The organism is Microbacterium sp. Leaf351, from assembly GCF_001423825.1.
Classification (GTDB): Bacteria; Actinomycetota; Actinomycetes; order Actinomycetales; family Microbacteriaceae; genus Microbacterium; species Microbacterium ginsengisoli.
The window spans coordinates 166,428-167,894 of the sequence record NZ_LMPK01000015.1 but is presented as its reverse complement, the minus strand read 5'-3'; the positions used below and the strand labels follow the sequence as shown (position 1 = coordinate 167,894).

Annotated in this window: 1 protein-coding gene and 1 pseudogene; one reads left to right on the top strand and one right to left on the bottom strand. The window is 73.3% G+C overall.

Features of this window, described 5'->3' with window-relative positions:
* Window positions 1-763, bottom strand: a 763-nt coding sequence (locus tag ASG00_RS17430; protein ID WP_442922612.1) for a phytoene desaturase family protein, incomplete at its 3' end; no start/stop codon positions are given.
* A gap of 75 nt (window positions 764-838) precedes the next feature.
* Here ASG00_RS17430 and ASG00_RS06470 point away from each other — a divergent pair.
* Window positions 839-1,467: pseudogene (locus tag ASG00_RS06470) on the top strand (inositol monophosphatase family protein); the annotation flags it as partial.

The window sequence follows — 1,467 nt, the reverse complement described above, 5'->3', positions numbered from 1 at the left end:
CCTCCGCGCGCGTGCGCACCTCGGCACCCGCCTCGCGGGCTGCCCGCTCCATCTCTGCGCTGACCCGTCCCATGCCGCCGACGGGCACGTCCCAGTCGCCGGTGCCGCCACCGATCACGTGATAGAGGAAGCACCGGTTCTGGGCGAGAGAGGGGTCGTCCGACCATGACGACGTGCCGATGAGCCCGTCGGTGAGAGCGACCCCGCGCATCAGATCGGTCAGGAGACTCGCGCGCACGAGCTCGCCGAGAGGTCGCTCGGTCACCTGTTCCCACAGTTCGTCGTCGCCGAGCCGCGCGCGCACCGTCGCCGCCGTCGGCAGCGGCTCGGTCATCGTCGGGAACACCGCCGTCGCGAGCGGCGCGAGCCTGGTGAGCAGGTCGCGATAGCGGGAGGCCTCCTCCGGGTCGCCCGTCGTGGCGGTCATCGAGCGGGCGGTGGCCGCGGCATCCTGCGTGTCGACCAGCACGCCCCGTGACGGGTCAGCCGGGTCTGGTGTGTAGGACGAGTAGCGCCGGCGTCGCAGCTCGACGCGCAGGCCCAGGTCGTCGACGATGCGGCGGGGGAGCAGGCTCACCAGGTACGAGTAGCGCGAGAGTGAGGCATCCACGCCCGCCCACGGGCGCTCTGAGACGGCGGCGCCGCCGAGATGAGCGAGCCGCTCGAGGATGACGACCGAGCGTCCAGCCCGGCCGAGGTAGGCGGCCGCGACGAGGGCATTGTGGCCGCCGCCGATGATCACGACATCGTGCGTGGGGGTCATGGCCTCACGCTAGCGGTCCGCCCTGCGGCGTCACCGACGGGCCGGATGCCGCGGCCCGGGCGATAGCGTGGCGGTATGACCCTCCCGCTCGAACTGCAGTCGCTCGCCGTCGAGATCGCCCGGGAGGCGGGAGAGCTCGCCGCCCGCCGACGGGCCGAGGGTGTGACGATCGCGGCGACGAAGTCCGCGCTCGCCGACATCGTGACCGAGGCCGACCGCGAGGTCGAGGCGCTGATCCGCGATCGCATCGCCGCCGCCCGCCCCGATGACGGCTTCCTCGGCGAGGAGTCCGGCGGCGCCGATTCCCGCACCGGCATCGTCTGGGTGGTCGACCCCATCGACGGCACGGTCAACTACGCGTACGGACTCCCGATCTACGCCGTCAGCATCGGCATCGTGACCGGCAGCAGCGACCCGACCGCCTGGGAATCGCTCGCGGGCGTCGTCTACGCCCCGGCGCTCGGAGAGCTCTACCGGGCCGCGCGCGGCGAAGGTGCCTGGCTCGGCGATCACCGCCTGCACGTATCTCCCGAGATCGGCCCCGCCGGTGCCCTGCTCGGAACCGGCTTCGGCTACGACCCCGCCACCCACGCCGGCGATCTCGCCGCCGTGGGCGCGGTGCTGCCCCTCGCGCGCGACCTGCGGCGTATGGGCGCGGCATCCCTCGATCTCGCCGCTGTCGCGGCCGGCCGGCTCGACGGCTA